This is a genomic window from Providencia vermicola (assembly GCF_020381325.1).
GTDB lineage: Bacteria > Pseudomonadota > Gammaproteobacteria > Enterobacterales > Enterobacteriaceae > Providencia > Providencia vermicola.
The window spans coordinates 225738-244020 of record NZ_JAGSPI010000008.1 but is presented as its reverse complement, the minus strand read 5'-3'; the positions used below and the strand labels follow the sequence as shown (position 1 = coordinate 244020).

Below are 18283 nucleotides of genomic sequence, written 5' to 3'. Positions count from 1 at the left end.
TTTATAAAAAGACACTCAGCTGCACATTAAATGTGCAATTTGGCCTTATTGCAGTAAAGAAATATCTGCCACCTTTAAAAATAGCTCACGTAACTGGCTTAAAAGTGTTAAACGATTCACTCGAACCGCTTGTTCTTCATCCATTACCATGACATTTTCAAAGAATTCATCAACGACATCACGTAAAGATGCGAGCTCAGCAAGTGCATCTTGGTAGTTTCTTTCTGCAAACATTGGTGCCAGCTTATCTTGCAGAACAACGACGTGTGTCGCTAGCTTCACTTCTTCTGGCGTTTTCAGCACGGATGCTAAAACAGTATCAGATAAATTCTCATCTGATTTACTCAGAATATTTGAAACTCGCTTATTTGCCGCCGCAAGGGCCTGTGCTTCTTCCAATGTACGGAAATGCGTTACGGCTTTCACGCGTGCATCAAAGTCGGCAGGCTGCGTTGGACGACGCGCTAATACCGCCTGAATGGTATCAATGCTATAACCCAGTTCTTGATACCAAGAACGGAAACGGCCAAGCATAAATTCAACCACATCATTGACTACATCTTTGTTGGTTAATTTATCACCGTATAAACGTGCAGCCTCTTCAGTCATTTCCACTAAATCAAGCTGGTAACCTTTTTCAACGATAATACGCAGAACACCTAATGCAGCACGGCGCAAAGCAAATGGGTCTTTATCCCCTTTAGGGTGCTGACCGATCCCGAAAATACCCGCTAATGTGTCCATCTTCTCTGCAAGTGCTAATGCAGCAGAAACATCAGTGGAAGGCAGCTCATCACCAGCAAAACGTGGTTGATACTGCTCTTTAAGTGCTAATGCAACGTCTTCTGATTCACCATCATGGCGTGCATAATGCATCCCCATAACACCTTGTGTATCAGTAAATTCGAAGACCATGTTGGTCATTAAGTCACATTTTGCTAATAACCCTGCACGAGTTGCATGGTTAACATCCGCACCAATTTTACTGGCAATCCAACCCGCTAAAGCTTCTAAACGATCCGTTTTATCACGCAATGTCCCTAATTGTTTTTGGAACAAGACTGTTTCTAGGCGTGGTAAATTATCCTCTAAACGTTGCTTACGGTCAGTTTTAAAGAAAAACTCCGCATCGGCTAGACGAGGACGAACAACTTTTTCGTTACCAGAAATAATCTGTTGTGGATCGGAAGATTCAATATTCGCCACGAAAATGAAATTTGGCATTAAATTGCCTGCATTATCATAAACAGGGAAATATTTTTGGTCACCTTTCATGGTATAAACCAGCGCTTCTGAAGGAACCTCTAAGAACTTCTCTTCAAATTTTGCGGTTAACACCACTGGCCATTCAACCAATGAAGCCACTTCCTCTAATAAACTTTCTGTTAAGTCTGCTTTGCCACCCAGCGCTTGGGCCGCTTTTTCTGCGTCCGCTTTGATAACGGCTTTACGCTCTTCGTAATCCGCCATAACTTTACCGCGTTCGCGTAAAATCGCTGGGTATTGATCCGCATTATCAATCGTAAATTCAGCTTCGCCCATAAAGCGGTGACCACGAATCGTTCTCGCGCTCTTAATGCCTAAAATTTCGCCGTCAATAACATCGCTACCCAGTAGCAGTGTAACAGTATGAACAGGACGCACAAATTGTGTGTCTTTATCTGCCCAACGCATCAATTTAGGGATAGGCAGTTTCGCTAATGAACGGCTGACCATATCCACCAGCAATTCGCTGACAGCTTGGCCTTTCATTTGTGCGCGATACAGTAACCATTCACCTTTATCTGTCGTCAAACGCTCTGCTTGATCAACAGTAATACCACAACCACGCGCCCAGCCTTCCGCCGCTTTAGTCGGCTGTCCGTCTGCACCAAATGCTTGGGCAATAGCAGGGCCGCGTTTTTCAACTTCACGATCAGGTTGTGATGCTGCTAAATCGGCGATTTTAAGCGCTAAACGACGCGGAGCAGCAAACCAAGTTACTGCACCGTGAGCGATGTCAGCACCATCAAGTTCCGCAGTAAAGTTTGCTGCAAATGATTCAGCTAATGAACGAAGAGCCTTCGGCGGTAACTCTTCGGTGCCGATTTCCACAAGGAAAGTCTGTTGAGTCATGACAGCCTCTTAGTTCTTATGACACATAGGGAATCCAAGCGCTTCACGTGAAGCATAGTACGCTTCAGCAACCCCTTTAGTGAGGGCACGAATACGTAAAATATAGCGTTGGCGTTCAGTAACAGAAATGGCTTTACGCGCATCCAGTAAGTTGAAAGTATGAGCGGCTTTTAAGATGCGTTCATAAGCAGGCAATGGAAGTGGTGTTTCCAATGCTAACAAATGTTGCGCTTCTTTCTCATATTCTTCGAAGCATTTGAAGAGAAAATCGACATTTGCATATTCGAAGTTATAGGTGGATTGCTCAACTTCATTTTGGTGATAGATATCACCATAAGTGGTTTTGCCTAACGGGCCATCGCACCACACAAGGTCATACACACTGTCGACACCTTGAATGTACATTGCCAAACGTTCTAAACCATAAGTGATTTCACCCGTTACAGGTTTACATTCCAGCCCACCAACTTGTTGGAAGTAAGTAAACTGAGTAACCTCCATCCCGTTTAACCACACTTCCCAACCAAGCCCCCAAGCACCAAGTGTTGGGTTTTCCCAGTTATCCTCAACAAAGCGGATATCATGAATAGTTGGGTCTACCCCTAGCTCTTTCAATGAGCCGAGGTACAGTTCTTGGATGTTATCTGGTGATGGTTTGATGATCACCTGGAATTGATAATAATGTTGTAGACGGTTTGGGTTTTCGCCATAGCGACCATCCGTTGGCCTGCGAGATGGTTGGACATATGCCGCAGCAATAGGCTCAGGGCCTAATGCACGCAAACACGTCATTGGATGGGAGGTTCCTGCGCCGACTTCCATGTCCAATGGTTGAACAATGGTACAGCCTTGACGCGCCCAATAATCCTGTAATGTTAGGATAAGACCTTGAAAGGTTTTGGTATCAAACTTTTGCATGTTAGATCCGCACGCGATACGTTAAATTTAATGAAAGTACGTCAGTATACCCTTTGACCGACAGATATACAGCATTGAATCTGTCTGTATTTATTCTAAAAATAAAAAAATATACTTTCGCCCCTTTTAAACTGGTTATTTATACAGTATAAGTGTTGTGTTTTTTGAGGCAAGTTGATTATGATTGGAAAAAGGATGAAAAATGGGTACATCACTGACGCGTTGTCATTGGGTCAATCAAGATCCTGAATATATCGCCTACCATGATAATGAATGGGGCAAACCGAATCATGATAACCAACATTTGTTTGAAATGATCTGTTTGGAAGGACAGCAAGCGGGGTTATCTTGGTACACAATTTTAAAAAAACGCCAAAACTATCGGGAGTTATTCCACCAGTTTGATCCTCAGCGTATTGCATGTATGAATGAAAAAGATGTTGAGCGCTTAATGCAAGATTCACGTATTATTCGAAACCGCTTAAAAATCAATGCCATTATTGCAAATGCCAACGCTTATTTAGCGATGCAGAAAAATGGAGAGGACTTTTCAACTTTTCTATGGGAGTTTGTCAACAACCAGCCGATTATCAACCACTGGGAGAGCTCATCTCAAGTTCCCGCGGAAACAGAACTTTCAAAAAAACTCTCCAAAGCACTTAAAAAGCGGGGGTTTAAATTTGTTGGCTCAGTCACCTGCTATGCCTTCATGCAAGCAACAGGCATGATAAATGACCACTTAATTCACTGTTGCCAGTTTAAATAATTCAGAACTTATAGACTGATTCGTATCCTTGATAAAGAAAAATAAGCTATCAATTCTTTAACGTTTGAAATTATAAGCCATTTATTTCCCATAATAAGATATTTAAAACCAGCAAACAAATAAAATAAGCGGTTGAACTCTATGGTTTGGCGGAGTATGTTTTAAATTCCATTAACAACCTAATAGACATATGTGAATTAATGCAATGATATTTTCTAAATTTGGTAATAAGTTCGCTCAAAATTCAGGGATTTCATTATTGATGAAAGACTTGAATGAGGGCATCAGAACCCCTGGCTCGATCATGCTTGGTGGTGGTAATCCCGCTCATATCCCTGAGATGGATAGATACTTCCAAGAATTATTAACTGAAATGTGTGCAAATGGCCAATTGACGGACACTTTATGCAACTATGATGGTCCTCAAGGCAAAGATGCCATGTTGAAAGCGCTTGCGGCAACGCTAAAAGCAAAACTAGGCTGGAACATCAGTGCGAAAAATATCGCGCTAGCAAATGGCAGCCAAAGTGCTTTTTTCTACCTATTTAACCTGCTAGCCGGTCGCTTTGAAGATGGTATCACTCGTAAAGTCCTCTTTCCTCTTGCCCCAGAATATGTCGGGTATGCGGACTCAGGCCTTGATGACGACCTGTTTGTTGCGAACAAACCGCAAATTGAATATTTACCTAATGGCCAATTTAAATATCGTGTTGACTTTAATACTTTAGAAGTCACTGATGATATTGGTGTTATTTGTGTATCTCGCCCTACAAATCCAACAGGGAACGTGATCACAGATGAAGAAGTTGAGCACTTAGATCAATTAGCAAAACAACACAACATTCCACTGCTGATAGATAATGCTTATGGTGTACCTTTTCCAGGTATTATTTTTAGTGAAGCTACGCCATTTTGGAATGAAAATGTCATTCTTTGTATGAGCTTATCTAAGCTTGGCTTACCAGGCACGCGCTGCGGTATCATAATTGCCAATGAAGAAATCATTGAAGCCGTCAGTAATATGAACGGTATTATTAGCCTCGCACCTGGTGGTGTAGGCCCTGCATTAGCACTGGAAATGCTTAAAAGGGATGATTTAATCTCATTATCTAAGAATGTTATTGGCCCTTTCTACCAGCAACGTGTTGAAGAAGCTATTAAGATCATTCGCCGTTATATACCCGAAGATAAATGCCTCATTCACAAGCCAGAAGGTGCTATTTTCTTATGGCTGTGGTTTAAAGACTTACCAATTAATAGTTTAGAGTTATACCAACGTTTGAAAAAGCGTGGTGTCCTAATGGTACCTGGGCACTATTTCTTCCCTGGTATTGAACAAGATTGGCCACATGCACACCAATGCATGCGAATGAATTACGTTCCTGAGCCAGAAAAAATAGAGCAAGGGATCAAAATATTAGCGGAAGAGTTAGAAAAAGCATATCAGGAAGTGACTTGCTAGACGAGAAAGAAATCTTGTTTTAACTGCGTCTGACTCGCTAGTTTTAAGAAAAAAAGCCCTTTCAAATTGAGAGGGCGAAAAATTAGCGAGAACTCCGTAATTGAAATCAAATAACTTTTTCAATACGAATATCATTCAAATCTATTAGAACATCTTTTTTGTTTGGTTATAGCTTGAACAAAAGCACTTTTAGCTGCTATATGTTCGGATACCTCATTTCACTGTCGTACTCCCTACCTTACACCAAATTAACTATCTAATTGAAATATTAAATATTTTCAACATTTCAATTAAAAAAACTCCGCATATCATGCGTAAACCTTAAAGAGTCCAAAATAGAATCGCAATTAATTGCGGAGAAATAATCCGCAAAAACATCGCTAATGGATATACCGTCGCGTAAGACAGAGCAGGTGCCCCACTCGTTGGGTGAATGTTATTAGCAAATGCTAGCGCTGGAGGATCCGTCATTGAGCCTGCTAATACACCACATAAGCTCAAATAGTTCATTTTACCAAACACCCTGGCAACGATACCGGTAATAAATAAGGGAACAAACGTAATGAGTAACCCATAACCAATCCAGGTTAATCCATCGCCTCTGGTCAGTGTTTCAATAAAATCACCGCCTGAATTTAGCCCAACAACAGCAAGGAACATCACAATGCCAAGCTCTCTTAATGCAAGATTAGCACTTGGAGGCATAAACCAATACAGGCGTCCAATAGTACCAATTCGACCCAGAATCAGTGCGACAACTAGTGGCCCACCAGCGAGCCCCAATTTTAATGCGGCTGGGAAACCAGGCACAAAAACAGGAATTGAACCAAGAACCACACCAAGCCCTATACCTAAAAAGACGGGTAACATTTGCACCTGTTGTAATTTTTGTTTGGCATTTCCTAGCAACGCCGTGACAGCTTCAATGGACTCTGGCCGCCCAACAATATTTAAAATGTCGCCGAATTGCAGTACTGAATTATTATTTGCAACTAAATCAATCCCTGTTCGGTTTAATCGTGTGACAACAACGTCATATTTTTGTTTTAAGTTCAGGTCCTTAAGCCTTTTACTCAATACAGCATCATTAGTAATCACCACGCGAACAGAATGCAAAATGGAACTTGATGTAGATAAAGAAGCATCAACTTCTTCCCCTAATATTAAACGTACTTTATTTAGGTCGTCTTTTTGCCCAACAACATGCAGTAAATCGCCTAAATGAATTTCTGTTGTTGGCTGGGGAACAACCAGCATATCGCCACGTTTTAGCCTTGAACACACAATCGCTTCACTTCCGAGCAATGGAATATCTTGCATCATTAAGCCATCAAGGTTGGCATTACGGATCGCAATATTCATGGTTTGCAATGTATCGCGCTGTTGGATATTGGTACTATTAAAGGCTGAGTCTTCTTTATCGATTGAAATCCTGAAAATAATCCGCACTAACCACATCACCAGTAATATTCCACAGATCCCCATCGGATAGGCCATTGCATAGCCCATTCCCATTTGGCCTACAAGGTTTGGGTCTGATCCTAAATCTGTCAGAATTTGCTGGCCAGCCCCAAGAGACGGGGTGTTTGTCACTGCACCTGAAAAAATACCCAGAATAATGGGGAGTGGAATATTGGCAACTTTGTAAATAATGGCTGTAACTATTGCGCCTAACGCCACAATCATTAATGCAAAACCATTAAGCTTCAAACCTGAAACACGTAATGAAGAGAAAAAACCAGGGCCAACTTGAATACCGATGGTATAAACGAACAAGATTAAACCGAATTCTTGAATAAAGTGCAGCATGTCCTTATTAAGTTGTAGGCCATAGCTTTGGGCGAAGTGCCCGACAATGATCCCGCCAAAAAGAACACCACCAATTCCCAATCCAACATTACGGATTTTCCAGTTTCCTATCCATAACCCTAGAGCGGCAGCCAACGCCAACAAACTTACAGTAAGAGCTAGTTCACTCATAGACCGCATCCTTTTGACGACAAGTTACCCAGAAACCAAACCTACATCGGCGATAAAACATACTACTGAATCGATTATGCCAAATAGAAACAGAGTAAGATGTGTCATAGAGCACACTTTAGAATGAATTAAAATCTCTATGTCTTTGAATTTTCAGATTGATAACAAATATCAAAATAATCATTCTTTCTTTTTCTAAGTTTTTCACAACTCATAAAATAAATACAAAAAAGAAACAATCTTCGTCAATAAGATATAATTAAATATTAATTAAGAAAATGTATGTCATTTAATTAAATAATAATACAACACTGCGATTGTGAATTTTTTGTTTTTCGATATGATGAATGAAAATCAGGAATAATCAGCAAAATATAGGTTAACCACCATATGCCGAGTTTACATGTAGCACGATTAATTGCTCTTATCACACCGCTATTTTTAAGCGGCTGCTCAAGTATTATGACTCATGCAGGCCCCTCTAATGGTTATTACCCAGGTTCAAAAAATAGTATTAAAATGATTAAAGATGATGAAACTGGCTGGGTAGTTAGGCCTCTACTTGCGATTGACCTGCCATTTTCTATTGTTATGGATACACTTCTAATCCCTTTAGACTATGCAAGATCAGGCGATGATGGAAAAGAGGACTCCCCTAAGAAGCGATTAGAAGATCTGGATAAAAAAGAAAAGAAAGAATAATACTCATTCAGGTTAGAAATCTATCTTAATCTCTGATTAAAAATGGGATATATATTGCGTTAATTTCTATTTATTAGTGACACTAATTTTTCTTGTTATATTTTCGAAAATGCAATATTTAACGACACTTATCTGAAATATTTTCATATTGAATACCCAACTTAAAAAATTACATTATTAAAATAATTAGAGCACTATTCAGAATAAAATAAAGTCATTTATGAATAAAAGAGTTTACTACCTCTCTTTTATTCATAATTATAGTGACCTGCTAATATCATTCTAACAATGTAAACCCGTTTCTACGGTATAAAGTTGTCTAAAACCGTTTATGTCTCGCATGAATGCGATAAGTTTATCATTCGGCGAAAACACGACTGCATCAGCGCTAGGCGCTTGTTCAGTACGCTCAGTTAATCTAATTAATGTTTTTGTCGCAATATGGCAAATGGTCACACTGTTGTCGTACACGAAGCAAATATGCTCACCTTTACTATCCCAATTAAATGCAGATTGTATTGAAGAATCACCATGAGTGATTTGATTTAACTCCCCCGTGACACTATTAACTAACCATAACTGCACATTGCCAAAATCATCATGCATCAAACAAGCTATTGATTTACCATCTGGTGAAGTGCGAAGCCAATGCCTCGGCTGTTTTGCTAAACCTGGATACTTACGCTGATGAGTATAAGTAAGTCGCTTTTGATGTACACCCTTTGGTGGTGCAGGCAGACTCAATTCCGTCCCCTGAATTGGTTTTTCCCCTGCAACCATACAACATTGAGGCTGTGAAGGTAAATCCACAATGAAAATTTCAGGAATGACCTCACCATCCTGAGTATGTGTATCCCCAATAAAAACAAGTGCCCTTTCTTGCCATTGGCCATCTTGTTTTTGATAACCTCGTTGCCCAACCCAACCTTCTTCATAGGCACGGCTAATTTCATCACTATCAGGCTTAGGTTCTACAACCGTCTGGCTCACAACACAACAAAAGTAGTCACCATTATACTCACGTTTATGTTTTTTCGGCTCAACATTAACAGCCCCTGCGGGTACAGCAATAGCCACATTACGTTGATCTAACGTCACATCTAACTCATGCATTACATGGTCGTTATACGTAAAACTTAACCATTTACCATCAGGACTATACACATGGACATGAGTCCCTCCCCTCAGTGCACCTGCAATATAAGGCGGTGAAATACACATCGCATCAATAGGACAAGCCACATTCAGTTGATCATCATGGACATATACACCACGGCGATGATGAAAGTCATAATGCCATTGCTCATCAGGGTATTCTGGGCCATGAATAAATGCATATTGAGGAGGGTGTTGTGAACTTACCGTCACGACACCAACATGCGCACCATAGTTAGCTCGATAAATTTCGACCTCTTGCAATGTATTTACATGAATTTTTTCTATCGATAAACCTGTAAATGAACTGCCATTAGGTCGAATGTCATAAGCTATCCACAAGCTATCAGGTGTCCATACATTAATGTTCGTAAGTTGGTGGCTCCGATTATCGTTTGTTAAACGTGTTTCTTTATAAGGCAATTTACTATTCAATCTGTTATCCTTTCACATCATTTAATATAGCTATCGGATTACTTTAACTAATCTAATTTGCATGGTACTAGAAAATCTCAGTCGAGAAATTTCAAAAGTAATATTACCCTTTAGCAATAACTTTAATATTGAATAAAACCATTATGTTATTAAGTGTGCTTTATATTATAGGTATTACCGCTGAAGCAATGACAGGCGCTCTGGCAGCTGGTAGACGTAAAATGGATGTCTTCGGTGTCATTATTATTGCCTCTGCAACCGCTATAGGCGGTGGTTCTGTGCGTGATATCTTACTTGGACACTATCCATTAGGCTGGGTCGCACACCCAGAATATATCCTAACTGTTGCTGGCGCAGCTGTTGTCACTATTTGGATAGCGCCAATGATGAAACACTTGCGCCGCCTATTTCTTATTTTGGATGCCATTGGGCTAATCGTTTTCTCTATTCTTGGTGCTCAAATTGCGCTCGATATGAATTATAGCCCTATTATTGCCGCAATTGCTGCCGTTATTACTGGTGTCTTTGGTGGCGTTCTTAGGGATATGCTGTGTAATACCATTCCTTTGGTTTTCCAAAAAGAAGTCTATGCTGGAGTCTCTTTCGCAGCTGCCTGGATTTATATCGGTTTGTTACAAACTCCACTCCCCCAAGATATCGTCGTTATTATTACCCTTGTTGTCGGGTTAAGCGCACGCTTAATCGCAATTCGCTACCGACTTGGGTTACCGATATTTAACTACGAAAACCAAGATTAACGTCTATTTTATTGAGCTATTAATTTATTCAGTTAATGGCTCATTTGCTTTAAATTTCTGTATAGCTTGTAACGCAGATTGAATTTCAGGCTCAGCTAACCATTTTTCTAACTTTTCCTTTTGCTTTTGGGTTAGCTTTAAGCGTTCAATTTCAGAACTGTTATAAAGGCCCTCTAGCGCTATGATTTGCTCAATTTTTATTTTCGGTAAGGGGATACCTAAACCTTTTAACCATAATGGGATTGATTGAAACTTAACTGATTGAAACTGTTCGATTGAAGAAGTATTTTTTTTGTTTTTTGGTAGCGCGTTTTGCCAATCGTGTCGAAGCCATGTCGTTAACTCAGTTAGCTGATGATTTTCAACCCAGTCACGCCATGTGGCCTCATTCACTCCTTTAATTTTTAAGCTTTTACCGAACCAAATTAAACGAGCAACAAACTGTTGTAAGCAGCGTTTTGTATATGTCATGCAACTAAGCGAATTAAAACTATCAAAAGTAGAAAGATCTGGGTATGTACGCTTTTCAAGCCGCCAAATAACGTCTTCTATTTTAGGTGTTCCAAGACCCGAAAGAGTAACCAAGACTTTATCTCCTTCAAGTAAATCTTTTTTTCTCCATGATGCCAATGACCCAATACTGACTCTAGAGATAGTTTTCCCTTCAAGATTGATGGGGTTAATCGTTGCAACAACGCTAACTCGTCCTGTTCGGCCAACTTTGAATTGTAAATGCTTAACCGCTGAAACCACTCTACGCAGTGGATATTTCCAAGCAACCGCCCAACTATTTTGATTTGGTTTCCACGCAAACACATCTGGAAATGGATAACTTTTTAGTACGATACCATCTGTGGCAAAGGGAAGTTCATTTTGATAATAGTGCTCACGCCATTGCTTTACTTGAGTTTTATTTTCAATTTTGTGGCTATATTTTTTTGCTAAGGGAAACCCTAATTGAGCTAGATCCTGAAGCTGTTTCATTGGGTCTGATTCACCGTTTGGCCAAGCCCAAATAAATATTCCGATATCAGGCTCAAGAACTTTTGGCTGCGCCTTACGCATCAACCAACCCGCTATTTTATTTCGGGCGTTTACTCCCCCACTTTTTGCTTGGATGTGCTGGTTCAATCGCCAGAAAAGCTCACCTTGTAAAATGACGTTTTTATGTATATCAATCTGCTTTGGAATTGCAGGAATAAAGTCGGCTTTATCGCGCCATTCTAAGCCTTCAATGCCATTACCACGGCTGATCATAGAAACAAGATAACCATTTTGATAGACAAGGGTCACTGCCACGCCATCCACTTTCGGTTGTAACCAAATTTCACGGCGAGAATCAACCCATTTATATACCTCAGATTCGGCTAGCTTTTTCAATCCTGTATGAGGAATAGGATGTTTAATAAGTTGTACTTTTTTAGGTAACACAACTTCGGGAAGTTTTTCAGAAAGTTGCTGGCAACGGCGTAAAGATTGCCATTGATGAAGTAATTGGTCATAAGCTTCATCACTAATTTGACTATTACCAGATAACCGATAGACCTGATTCCATTCCTGTAACTGAGCACCTAACCGATGGCTTTCTTGCTCAATCTCACTCATGTTTCCTAATTTGCAATGCTCATTTAATTCAACATGACTGGAACCAAAGGCTAAGCTGCCAATGCCCCAACAACCAACCATCCACATACCAATAATAAGCGCTAAGTTATCCCTAAATTTATCCGTAAAATATGCCATAACAATTCCTTTTAAATAATTAACTTTCCCTATACTCGATACGCTTTATCCTTTTAAGCATGAAAGTATTCTTCTTAACGCTCACGCTAAAATGTGTTTTTTTGCGAAAAGCTTCGCAAGACAGATGTGATTTTCAAGAATGCTCAATTAATTTCTGGAAGCTGCTCGCAGATTACTCATAGATCAAATTTCTATTCTCTACTATTTATGTTGTATTGATATCGCTGCATGTTGATGGAAGTATGTGTATACTATGTGGGGTTTATCTCCGTCTTTTATGTTTAACCCTCGACTATTCAAGAAATCATCATGATACAAGGTACGTTATATATTGTTTCTGCGCCTAGTGGTGCGGGTAAATCAAGCCTTATTCAGGCTCTATTGAAAACACAACCGTTGTATGACACGCAGGTTTCTGTTTCTCATACAACTCGAGCTGCACGCCCTGGTGAAGTTCATGGTGAGCACTATTTCTTTGTATCAGAAACTGATTTCTTACAAATGGTCGAAAATGGTGACTTTTTAGAGCACGCTTGTGTCTTTGGAAATTACTATGGAACGTCTAAACCTATTATTGAAGACGTTTTAAAAAGTGGAGTGGATGTTTTTCTTGATATAGATTGGCAGGGAGCGCAACAAATTAGGGCTAGAATGCCAGAAGCGCGCAGTATTTTTATTCTCCCACCATCCAAAGACGAACTTTATCGCAGGCTACGTGGCCGTGGCCAAGATAGTGATGAAGTCATTGAAAAACGAATGTCACAAGCAGTAGGTGAAATCGAACACTTCAACGAGTATGATTACCTTATCGTTAATGATGATTTCAATACCGCATTAGGCGATTTACAGTCCATTATCCGCACTGAACGCTTGAAATTAGGGCGCCAAGTTCAGAGACATGATGCTTTAATCAGCAAATTGCTAGCAGACTGAGAATAGTTTCAGTATCATATCAGGTCATTTTTTTATTTCTTTTGGAGTAGCACACTTATGGCACGCGTAACTGTTCAAGACGCAGTAGAGAAAATTGGTAACCGCTTTGACCTCGTATTGGTCGCAGCACGCAGAGCTCGCCAGTTACAAACTGGTGGAAAAGACCCTTTAGTTCCTGAAGAAAACGATAAATACACAGTTATCGCGCTACGTGAAGTAGAAGAAGGTTTAATTAACGGTCACATTTTGGATGTGCGTGAACGCCAAGAACAGCAAGAGCAAGAAGCAGCTGAAATGCAGGCAGTTTCGGCAATCGCTGAAGGTCGTCGCTAATTACTAAGGTGGGTCTGCCTTGTATCTGTTTGAAAGCCTTAATTTAGTTATTCAAAAATACCTCCCTAAGGAGCAAGTTGAATTACTAAAACAAGCCTATGTTGTCGCACGGGATGCCCATGAAGGACAGACCCGTTCAAGTGGTGAGCCTTATATTACTCACCCTGTCGCTGTTGCTTGTATTCTTGCCCAAATGCGTCTGGATCATGAAACTCTTATGGCTGCGCTACTTCATGATGTGATTGAGGATACTCCAGCAACATTTCAGGACATAGAAGAATTGTTTGGAACAACCGTCGCAGGTCTTGTTGAAGGTGTTTCCAAACTTGATAAGCTAAACTTTCGCGACAAAAAAGAAGCTCAAGCAGAAAACTTCCGCAAAATGATTATGGCGATGGTCAAAGACATTCGCGTCATTTTGATTAAACTGGCAGACCGCACTCACAACATGCGCACATTAGGCTCATTAAGGCCTGATAAACGTCGTCGTATTGCTCGTGAGACCCTAGAGATTTATAGCCCGCTAGCACATCGGCTGGGTATACATCATATAAAAACAGAGCTCGAAGAGCTTGGTTTTGAAGCACTTTATCCTAACCGTTACAGAGTTATCAAAGAAGTCGTTAAAGCGGCTCGTGGTAACCGAAAAGAGATGATCCAAAAAATTCTCTCTGAAATTGACGGTCGACTCACTGAAGCCGGTGTTCCTTGTCGTGTCAGTGGTCGAGAAAAACACCTATATTCTATCTACCGTAAAATGCACCAAAAAGAGCAACGTTTCCATTCCATCATGGATATCTATGCTTTTAGGGTCATCGTCAAAGATGTAGATACCTGCTACCGTGTTTTAGGTCAGATGCATAGCTTATACAAACCACGCCCAGGGCGTATTAAAGACTATATTGCTATCCCTAAAGCTAACGGCTATCAATCCCTGCATACCTCCTTAATTGGGCCACACGGCGTGCCAGTTGAAGTCCAAATTCGCACCGAGGATATGGACCAAATGGCAGAAATGGGGGTTGCTGCTCACTGGGCCTATAAAGAGCAAGGCGAACAAGGCACTACAGCGCAAGTCAGAGCACAGCGTTGGATGCAAAGCCTGCTTGAATTACAGCAAAGTGCAGGTAGCTCATTTGAATTTATCGAAAGCGTGAAATCAGACTTATTCCCTGATGAGATCTACGTTTTCACCCCCGAAGGCCGTATTGTTGAGTTACCAACAGGTGCAACCCCTGTTGATTTTGCTTATGCGGTGCATACTGATATTGGACACGCTTGTGTGGGTGCACGTGTTGACCGACAACCATATCCGTTATCTCAGTCATTGAGTAGTGGTCAAACCGTTGAAATCATTACAGCACCAGGTGCACGCCCAAATGCCGCTTGGCTTAATTTTGTTGTCAGCTCAAAAGCTCGCGCCAAAATTCGTCAGCTACTGAAAAATTTAAAACGCGAAGACTCAATTAATCTTGGTCGACGGTTACTTAATCATGCATTAGGGGCAGGAAATAAACTCGCCGATATTCCTCAAAATCATATCGATGCTGAACTGGCTCGTATGAAGCTCAATTCTATTGATGATTTGCTTGCCGAAATAGGCTTAGGCAACGCAATGAGTGTTGTTGTCGCGCGTAACTTACAAAATAATCCGCAGGCCACACAAGAAGATCAAGCTGTCATTGAAAGCCGTCATAAACTTTCTATCAAAGGTGCTGACGGTGTTTTAATCACCTTTGCAAAATGTTGCCGCCCAATTCCTGGTGACCCTATCGTGGCACATATTAGCCCTGGAAAAGGCCTAGTTATTCATCATGAATCTTGCCGTAATATCCGTGGCTACCAAAAAGAGCCCGATAAATTTATGGCCGTTGAATGGGATAACGAAACTGATACCGATTTCATCGCTGAAATCAAAGTAGACATGATTAACCATCAAGGTGCGCTTGCAAACCTTACGGCTGCAATTAATGATGCCAACTCAAGCATTCAGAGTATGAATACTGAGGAGAAAGATGGTCGTGTATACTGTGCCTTTATCCGCCTGACCACTAAAAACCGTGTTCAGCTGGCAAATGTTATGCGTAAGATACGTATCATGCCAGATGTTCTACGAGTAAGCCGAAACCGTAACTAACAAATATGAATGAACGCCGCTATCGCCGCATTTGCCAAATGATGGCGATGCGGCAGCCAGACCTCACGATTTGCCTTGAAGAAATTCATAAACCCCATAATGTTTCTGCGATAGTCCGCAGCGCTGATGCTGTGGGTATTCACCAAATTCATGCTATTTGGCCAGACCAACAGGTTAAATTATCCGTCTCTTCCGCCGCGGGTAGTAACAGTTGGGTAAAGGTTATCTCTCATCAATCAACTGAAGATGCTATTTCACAAGTAAAATCGCAAAATATGCAGGTATTAGCGACAAACTTATCTGAGCGCGCTGTTGATTTTCGCGAAATTGATTATACCCGCCCAACTTGTATTATGGTGGGACAAGAGAAAAAAGGTATTTCAAAGCAAGCGCTCGCACTGGCAGATAAGCACATCATTATTCCAATGGCGGGTATGGTGCAATCATTGAATGTTTCTGTCGCCTCTGCCTTAATACTCTATGAAGCGCAAAGGCAACGGCAATTAGCAGGCATGTATGACCGCCAACACAGCACGCTGTCAGCGCAAGAGCAGCAAGAGTGGCTATTTGAAGGGGGTTATCCTGTACTTGCTGAAGTGGCTAAACGCAAAGGCTTACCGCGTCCATATATCAATGAACAAGGGCAAATTGAAGCCACTGATGATTGGTGGGTTCAAATGCAACTAACCGAAAAAATGAAAAGACAACAATTTGGTTAAGGAAAAGGAAAAAATATGAATAGTGGGCTACTTGATGCCATTTCACTGACTTCACTGCATGGAATTGGTGCAAGCCAGTCAGAAAAAATGCGTAAAATCGGTTTGAACACCGTTCAAGACCTACTTCTTCATTTTCCACTTCGCTACGAAGACCATACCCGTTTGTACCAAATCAAAGACCTTTTACCTGGAACAACAGCGACTATCACAGGTGAAGTGATCCAAACAAAAGTGGTTTTTGGTCGAAAGCGAATGATGACCAGCCTCATTACTGATGGAACAGGTAACTTAACACTGCGCTTTTTTAATTTCTCTGCTGCGATGAAAAACAACTTAGCAGAAGGCCGACAAGTTACCGCCTATGGCGAAATTCGCAGAGGTAATACAGGCCCTGAGATTATTCACCCTGAATATAAAGTTTCGCAAGATACAGGCAATATTACGCTGCAGGAAAATCTGACACCAGTTTATCCCACCACAGAAGGTGTTCGCCAAACCACATTACGCAAAGTAATGGATCAAGCTTTGGCCATGCTTGATAACAATAAAATTAAAGAGTTACTTCCTGAAGAACTGAGCCGTGGCATGATAAGCCTGCCTGATGCAATACGATTACTGCATAACCCTCCCCCCAATGTTGCACTCAGTGAGTTAGAAAAAGGTCATCATCCTGCACAAAAACGTTTGATACTTGAGGAATTGTTAGCTCACCACTTAAGTATGTTAGCAATTCGAGCTGGTAACGAACGTTTGTATGCACAACGGTTAACCTCCAAGGGCAAGCTAAAGGCACAACTGCTCGCACAGTTACCTTTTTCACCAACCAATGCACAAAACCGTGTTGTGGATGAAATTGAAGCTGATCTCGCGAAAGACTCACCAATGATGCGTTTAATTCAAGGAGATGTGGGCTCAGGAAAAACCCTTGTTGCTGCATTAGCCGCTGTATGTGCTATCGAAAATGGTAAGCAAGTTGCCTTAATGGCACCGACTGAAATTTTAGCTGAACAACACGCAAATACTTTCAAACAATGGCTCGAACCATTGGGCATCAAGGTCGGTTGGCTTGCTGGCAAACAAAAAGGGAAAGCGAGGGAGCAACAACAGGAAGCTATTGCAAGTGGTGAGGTTTCAATGGTAGTTGGAACACATGCTATTTTCCAAGAGCAAGTGAAGTTTAATCGCTTAGGTTTAGTGATCATTGATGAGCAACATCGTTTTGGCGTTCACCAGCGCCTCGCTCTGCGTGAAAAAGGAGAGCAGCAAGGGTTTCACCCTCATCAACTTATTATGACCGCTACACCAATTCCACGCACGCTGGCGATGACTGCCTATGCAGACTTAGATACTTCGGTTATTGATGAACTTCCTCCTGGGCGAACACCCGTGACTACCGTCGCCATCCCTGATACACGACGTAGTGATATTATCGAACGTGTACGCCAAGCTTGTATTGACGAAGGTCGCCAAGCCTATTGGGTATGTACACTCATCGAAGATTCTGAGCTATTAGAAGCCCAAGCAGCTGAAGTGACAAGTGAAGAACTGGCACTAGCACTCCCTGAACTCAAAGTGGGCCTCGTTCACGGCCGAATGAGGCCTGCTGAAAAGCAAAGTATTATGGCGGCATTCAAAAATAATGAAATTCAGCTACTTGTCGCAACAACTGTGATTGAGGTTGGGGTTGATGTCCCCAATGCCAGTTTAATGATTATTGATAATCCTGAGCGTTTAGGCCTTGCTCAACTGCATCAATTAAGAGGGCGCGTAGGTCGTGGGGCGATTGCTTCTCACTGTGTACTTTTATATAAAACACCTCTCACTCATATCGCCAAGCAACGCCTACAAGTCTTACGTGATAGCAATGATGGTTTCGTCATCGCCCAAAAAGACTTAGAAATTCGTGGGCCAGGGGAATTATTAGGCACGAGGCAAACAGGTAATGCTGAATTTAAAGTGGCTGACTTACTTCGTGATCAATATATGTTGCCAGAAGTGCAGCGCATTGCTCGCCATATTCAACAACAATATCCTGAAAATGCACAACAAATTATTGAACGCTGGCTACCTGAGCGCGAGCAATATGGGCATGCATAATCCATAATCCACGTTCTAAATACACTCCCT

The 18283-nt window shown here is 41.3% G+C and carries 14 protein-coding genes; 9 read left to right on the top strand and 5 right to left on the bottom strand.

Features of this window, described 5'->3' with window-relative positions:
- Window positions 1-45 precede the first annotated feature (45 nt).
- Window positions 46-2115, bottom strand: coding sequence for a glycine--tRNA ligase subunit beta (gene glyS / locus KDJ85_RS13670; RefSeq protein ID WP_225820144.1), 2070 nt, complete (start codon window positions 2113-2115; stop codon window positions 46-48).
- A gap of 9 nt (window positions 2116-2124) precedes the next feature.
- Window positions 2125-3033, bottom strand: coding sequence for a glycine--tRNA ligase subunit alpha (glyQ, locus tag KDJ85_RS13665; RefSeq protein WP_225820143.1), 909 nt, complete (start codon window positions 3031-3033; stop codon window positions 2125-2127).
- Window positions 3034-3235: 202 nt separating this feature from the next.
- On the opposite strand from glyQ, the gene KDJ85_RS13660 reads away from it, so the two are divergent.
- Window positions 3236-3799 (top strand): DNA-3-methyladenine glycosylase I, encoded by a 564-nt coding sequence (locus KDJ85_RS13660; protein ID WP_225820142.1) that lies wholly within the window; start codon window positions 3236-3238, stop codon window positions 3797-3799.
- A 205-nt stretch (window positions 3800-4004) separates the two neighbouring features.
- Window positions 4005-5261 (top strand): valine--pyruvate transaminase, encoded by a 1257-nt coding sequence (locus tag KDJ85_RS13655; RefSeq protein WP_225820141.1) that lies wholly within the window; start codon window positions 4005-4007, stop codon window positions 5259-5261.
- Between the two features lie 321 nt (window positions 5262-5582).
- Here KDJ85_RS13655 and KDJ85_RS13650 read toward each other — a convergent pair whose 3' ends face one another.
- Complete coding sequence (locus tag KDJ85_RS13650; protein ID WP_225820140.1) at window positions 5583-7241, bottom strand: putative transporter; 1659 nt, start codon at window positions 7239-7241, stop codon at window positions 5583-5585.
- 390 nt (window positions 7242-7631) lie between these two features.
- On the opposite strand from KDJ85_RS13650, the gene KDJ85_RS13645 reads away from it, so the two are divergent.
- Window positions 7632-7943, top strand: a complete 312-nt coding sequence (locus tag KDJ85_RS13645; protein ID WP_225820139.1) for a YceK/YidQ family lipoprotein — start codon at window positions 7632-7634, stop codon at window positions 7941-7943.
- 282 nt (window positions 7944-8225) lie between these two features.
- Here the strand turns inward: KDJ85_RS13645 and KDJ85_RS13640 are convergent, their stop codons facing one another.
- Window positions 8226-9533 carry a YidR family protein gene (locus tag KDJ85_RS13640; protein WP_225820138.1) on the bottom strand — a complete coding sequence of 436 codons (1308 nt, stop codon included), beginning with the start codon at window positions 9531-9533 and terminating at the stop codon, window positions 8226-8228.
- A gap of 143 nt (window positions 9534-9676) precedes the next feature.
- On the opposite strand from KDJ85_RS13640, the gene KDJ85_RS13635 reads away from it, so the two are divergent.
- Window positions 9677-10291: a trimeric intracellular cation channel family protein gene (locus tag KDJ85_RS13635; RefSeq protein WP_206085224.1), complete on the top strand. Its 615-nt coding sequence runs from the start codon at window positions 9677-9679 to the stop codon at window positions 10289-10291.
- Window positions 10292-10315: 24 nt separating this feature from the next.
- Here KDJ85_RS13635 and ligB read toward each other — a convergent pair whose 3' ends face one another.
- Entirely contained in the window at window positions 10316-12034 is a 1719-nt protein-coding gene (gene ligB, locus KDJ85_RS13630; protein ID WP_225820137.1) for an NAD-dependent DNA ligase LigB, read from the bottom strand.
- A 309-nt stretch (window positions 12035-12343) separates the two neighbouring features.
- Between ligB and gmk the strand changes: the two genes are divergently transcribed.
- The 5 genes from gmk to recG are packed head-to-tail and all read left to right on the top strand — an operon-like array spanning window position 12344 to window position 18253.
- Window positions 12344-12967 carry a guanylate kinase gene (gene gmk, locus KDJ85_RS13625; RefSeq protein ID WP_206084863.1) on the top strand — a complete coding sequence of 208 codons (624 nt, stop codon included), beginning with the start codon at window positions 12344-12346 and terminating at the stop codon, window positions 12965-12967.
- A 57-nt stretch (window positions 12968-13024) separates the two neighbouring features.
- On the top strand, window positions 13025-13300 hold the full coding sequence (rpoZ, locus tag KDJ85_RS13620) for a DNA-directed RNA polymerase subunit omega (RefSeq protein ID WP_004262665.1): 276 nt from the start codon (window positions 13025-13027) through the stop codon (window positions 13298-13300).
- 19 nt (window positions 13301-13319) lie between these two features.
- Window positions 13320-15437: a bifunctional GTP diphosphokinase/guanosine-3',5'-bis pyrophosphate 3'-pyrophosphohydrolase gene (gene spoT, locus KDJ85_RS13615; protein WP_225820136.1), complete on the top strand. Its 2118-nt coding sequence runs from the start codon at window positions 13320-13322 to the stop codon at window positions 15435-15437.
- Window positions 15438-15442: 5 nt separating this feature from the next.
- Complete coding sequence (gene trmH / locus KDJ85_RS13610; protein ID WP_225820135.1) at window positions 15443-16156, top strand: tRNA (guanosine(18)-2'-O)-methyltransferase TrmH; 714 nt, start codon at window positions 15443-15445, stop codon at window positions 16154-16156.
- Window positions 16157-16171: 15 nt separating this feature from the next.
- Window positions 16172-18253 (top strand): ATP-dependent DNA helicase RecG, encoded by a 2082-nt coding sequence (gene recG, locus KDJ85_RS13605; RefSeq protein WP_225820134.1) that lies wholly within the window; start codon window positions 16172-16174, stop codon window positions 18251-18253.
- Window positions 18254-18283 lie beyond the last annotated feature (30 nt).

Coding starts and splice junctions, on each gene's coding strand:
- KDJ85_RS13645 (WP_225820139.1), top strand. CDS start 7,632: ATGCCGAGTTTACATGTAGCACGATTAATTGCTCTTATCACACCGCTA.
- trmH (WP_225820135.1), top strand. CDS start 15,443: ATGAATGAACGCCGCTATCGCCGCATTTGCCAAATGATGGCGATGCGG.
- glyQ (WP_225820143.1), bottom strand. CDS start 3,033: ATGCAAAAGTTTGATACCAAAACCTTTCAAGGTCTTATCCTAACATTA.
- ligB (WP_225820137.1), bottom strand. CDS start 12,034: ATGGCATATTTTACGGATAAATTTAGGGATAACTTAGCGCTTATTATT.
- KDJ85_RS13650 (WP_225820140.1), bottom strand. CDS start 7,241: ATGAGTGAACTAGCTCTTACTGTAAGTTTGTTGGCGTTGGCTGCCGCT.
- KDJ85_RS13635 (WP_206085224.1), top strand. CDS start 9,677: ATGTTATTAAGTGTGCTTTATATTATAGGTATTACCGCTGAAGCAATG.
- gmk (WP_206084863.1), top strand. CDS start 12,344: ATGATACAAGGTACGTTATATATTGTTTCTGCGCCTAGTGGTGCGGGT.
- glyS (WP_225820144.1), bottom strand. CDS start 2,115: ATGACTCAACAGACTTTCCTTGTGGAAATCGGCACCGAAGAGTTACCG.
- KDJ85_RS13660 (WP_225820142.1), top strand. CDS start 3,236: ATGGGTACATCACTGACGCGTTGTCATTGGGTCAATCAAGATCCTGAA.
- rpoZ (WP_004262665.1), top strand. CDS start 13,025: ATGGCACGCGTAACTGTTCAAGACGCAGTAGAGAAAATTGGTAACCGC.
- recG (WP_225820134.1), top strand. CDS start 16,172: ATGAATAGTGGGCTACTTGATGCCATTTCACTGACTTCACTGCATGGA.
- KDJ85_RS13655 (WP_225820141.1), top strand. CDS start 4,005: ATGATATTTTCTAAATTTGGTAATAAGTTCGCTCAAAATTCAGGGATT.